General features: G+C 72.1%; 3 protein-coding genes. 1 reads left to right on the top strand and 2 read right to left on the bottom strand.

The features are described from left to right. The coding region (locus tag EHS43_RS42085) for a phosphatase PAP2 family protein (protein WP_312023477.1) at nt 1-624 on the top strand (624 nt) is incomplete at its 5' end. A gap of 122 nt (nt 625-746) precedes the next feature. Here the strand turns inward: EHS43_RS42085 and EHS43_RS42080 are convergent. Both EHS43_RS42080 and EHS43_RS42075 read right to left on the bottom strand, forming a co-directional pair. Then, on the bottom strand, nt 747-1,205 hold the full coding sequence (locus EHS43_RS42080; RefSeq protein ID WP_125195747.1) for a hypothetical protein: 459 nt from the start codon (nt 1,203-1,205) through the stop codon (nt 747-749). Between the two features lie 120 nt (nt 1,206-1,325). Then, a partial coding sequence (locus tag EHS43_RS42075; protein ID WP_125195746.1) for an FAD-binding oxidoreductase occupies nt 1,326-2,655 on the bottom strand: 1,330 nt, incomplete at its 5' end.

Here is a 2,655-nt window from a genome sequence, read left to right as displayed (position 1 = left end):
GTTCCGGGGCGGCCGGCCTTCCTCACCCTCCTTCTCGGAATCCCGGCCCTCCTCTTCGCCCTGATCACCTGGCAGGTCGTCGAGGACGGGCCGCTCCTGCGTGCCGACGAACGGATCAGCCGCTCCCTGGTCCACCCGGACCGTTTCTCGGAGATCCTCGCCGACCTGGGCAATGTCGAGGTCGCGGTCCCGGTCCTCGCCGTGGCGCTGCTCTACGCGGGCTGGCTGGCCCGCCGCACCGGTACGGACCGATGGTGGGTGCCGTCCGCCGCGGCGGCCGTCCTGATGGCCCTGGTCCCGGCCCTGGTGGTCCCCCTCAAGGAACTCACCGCCCGCCCGGGCACGCCGGTCGTCCCACCCGGCACCGGCTACTTCCCGTCCGGTCACACCGCCACGGCCGCCATCGCGTACGGCGCCGCGACCCTCCTCGTCCTCCCCTGGCTCCGCTCGCCCCGCACCCGCCGCGCCCTGGTCATCGGCTGCGTGCTGCTCGTCCTGGGCGTCTCCTACGGCCTGGTCCGCCGGGGCTGGCACTGGCCCCTGGACGTGGTGGGGAGCTGGTTGCTCTGCACGGACCTGTTCCTCGGATTCCGCCTGCTCCTGTCCCGCCTCGACCGCCGCTGACCCCCGGCCCGGGCGACCGGCAAGGCGCGGCGGGACCGCCGGCCGGTCTCGGGCTCCGGCTCCTCGTGCCGCACCTCGGCCGCCCCGGACCCGTGGCCGTACATGACGACGCGACCGCCGACTCAGCCGTCCGCCTCCTCCGTCGCCAGTCCCGCCGCCGCCTCGTGCATAGCCAGTTCCAGCAGGGCCGGGTCGATCAGGACTCCGGAGCCGTCCGGGGGGACCAGCCAGCGCACTCCTGATCCGGTCACCCGGCCCGGGTAGGGCACGACGATCCAGGTGCCGGCGCCTGCCGTGCGGATGCCGGTGCCGAGCCAGCGGGCCGCGGTGCCCGGGGGCACGAAGAAGCCCATCCGCGCGTCGCCGAAGTCGACGAGCACCGGGCCGAGCTGGTCGAGGATGCGGGTCAGGACGTCGAGCGTCGGATAGCCCAGCTCACCGGGCAGGATGAGTACGTCCCAGGCCTTGCCCGCCGGCAGCAGCGCCACCCCCAGGGGGTTGCGCTCCCACTCCCAGCGGCAGGCCTCGGGATCCGGTGCGACGGATGCCAGCCACTCGACCGCCGTCTTCGCCCCTGTCATGAGAAGACCTCCCTCTCTCTCGTCGACGCTGTTCGCGTCATGAGGGAGAGGAAGATCTTCCCGGGAGCATTACGCGGGTTCTGACCACCCATTTGAGTGAGTCGGATCACATACGATCGTTCAGCTGTCGAATCCCAGACCGAGCTTGTCCATGGTCCGCAGCCACAGGTTGCGCCGCCCGCCGTGCGAGTCGGCGCGTGCCAGCGACCACTTGGTCAGGGCGATGCCGGTCCAGGCGAAGGGTTCCGGCGGGAAGGGCAGCGGCTTCTTGCGGACCATGGCCAGCGAGGTCCGCTCGGTGCTCTCCCCGGCCAGCAGGTCCAGCATCACGTCCGCGCCGAAGCGGGTCGCGCCGACCCCGAGGCCCGTGTAACCGGCCGCGTACGCGACCTTGCCCTGATGCGCGGTGCCGTAGAACGCGGAGAAGCGCGAGCAGGTGTCGATCGCGCCGCCCCACGCGTGCGTGAAGCGGACGCCCTCCAGCTGCGGGAAGCACCTGAAGAAGTGCCCGGCGAGCTTGGCGTACGTCTCCGGCCGGTCGTCGTACTCGGCCCGCACCCGCCCCCCGTACGGGTAGACCGCGTCGTAACCGCCCCACAGGATCCGGTTGTCGGCGGACAGCCGGAAGTAGTGGAACTGGTTGGCGCTGTCCCCGAGCCCCTGCCGGTTCTGCCAGCCGATCGACGCGAGCTGCTGCCCGCTCAGCGGCTCGGTCATCAGCGCGTAGTCGTAGACCGGCACGGTGTACGCCCGGACCCGCTTGACCAGGTTCGGGAAGATGTTCGTACCGAGCGCGATCTGCCGGGCCCGCACGGAACCGTACGGCGTGCGTACGGCCATGCCGGCGCCGTACGGCTTCAGCGTGAGCGCGGGCGTGTGCTCGTAGACCCGGACGCCGAGCAGCAGGCACGCCCGCTTCAGGCCCCAGACGAGCCTGGCCGGGTTGAGCATGGCCACGCCCCGGCGGTCCCACAGTCCCGCCTCGAAGGTCGGTGAGGCGACCTGCTCGCGCACCGCGTCGGCGTCCAGGAACTCGACGCCGTCGGCGAGGCCCTTCTCCTGGAGCTCCTCGTACCAGTCGCGGAGCTCCCATGCCTGGTACGTCTCCGTCGCCACGTCGATCTCGCCGGTGCGCTCGAACTCGCAGTCGAGGTCGTGCCGGGCGACCGCCTTCTCGATCTCGTCGAGGTTGCGGGCGCCCAGCTCCTGAAGCCTGTGGATCTCGTCGGGCCAGCGGGTCAGCCCGTTGGGCAGGCCGTGGGTGAGGGAGGCGGCGCAGAAGCCGCCGTTGCGGCCGGAGGCGGCCCAGCCCACCTCACGGCCCTCCAGCAGGACGACGTCCCGCCCGGGGTCGCGCTCCTTCGCGTTGAGCGCGGTCCACAGCCCGCTGTAGCCGCCGCCGACGACCAGCAGGTCGCAGGTCTCGGCGCCGGTGAGGGCGGGCTCGGGG

Origin of the sequence: Streptomyces sp. RP5T, assembly GCF_003933965.1 — a bacterium.
Taxonomy (GTDB): domain Bacteria; phylum Actinomycetota; class Actinomycetes; order Streptomycetales; family Streptomycetaceae; genus Streptomyces.
Note: the sequence above shows the minus strand (reverse complement) of the source record. Positions and strands in the feature narration are given on the sequence as shown.

Coding starts and splice junctions, on each gene's coding strand:
- EHS43_RS42080 (WP_125195747.1), bottom strand. CDS start 1,205: ATGACAGGGGCGAAGACGGCGGTCGAGTGGCTGGCATCCGTCGCACCG.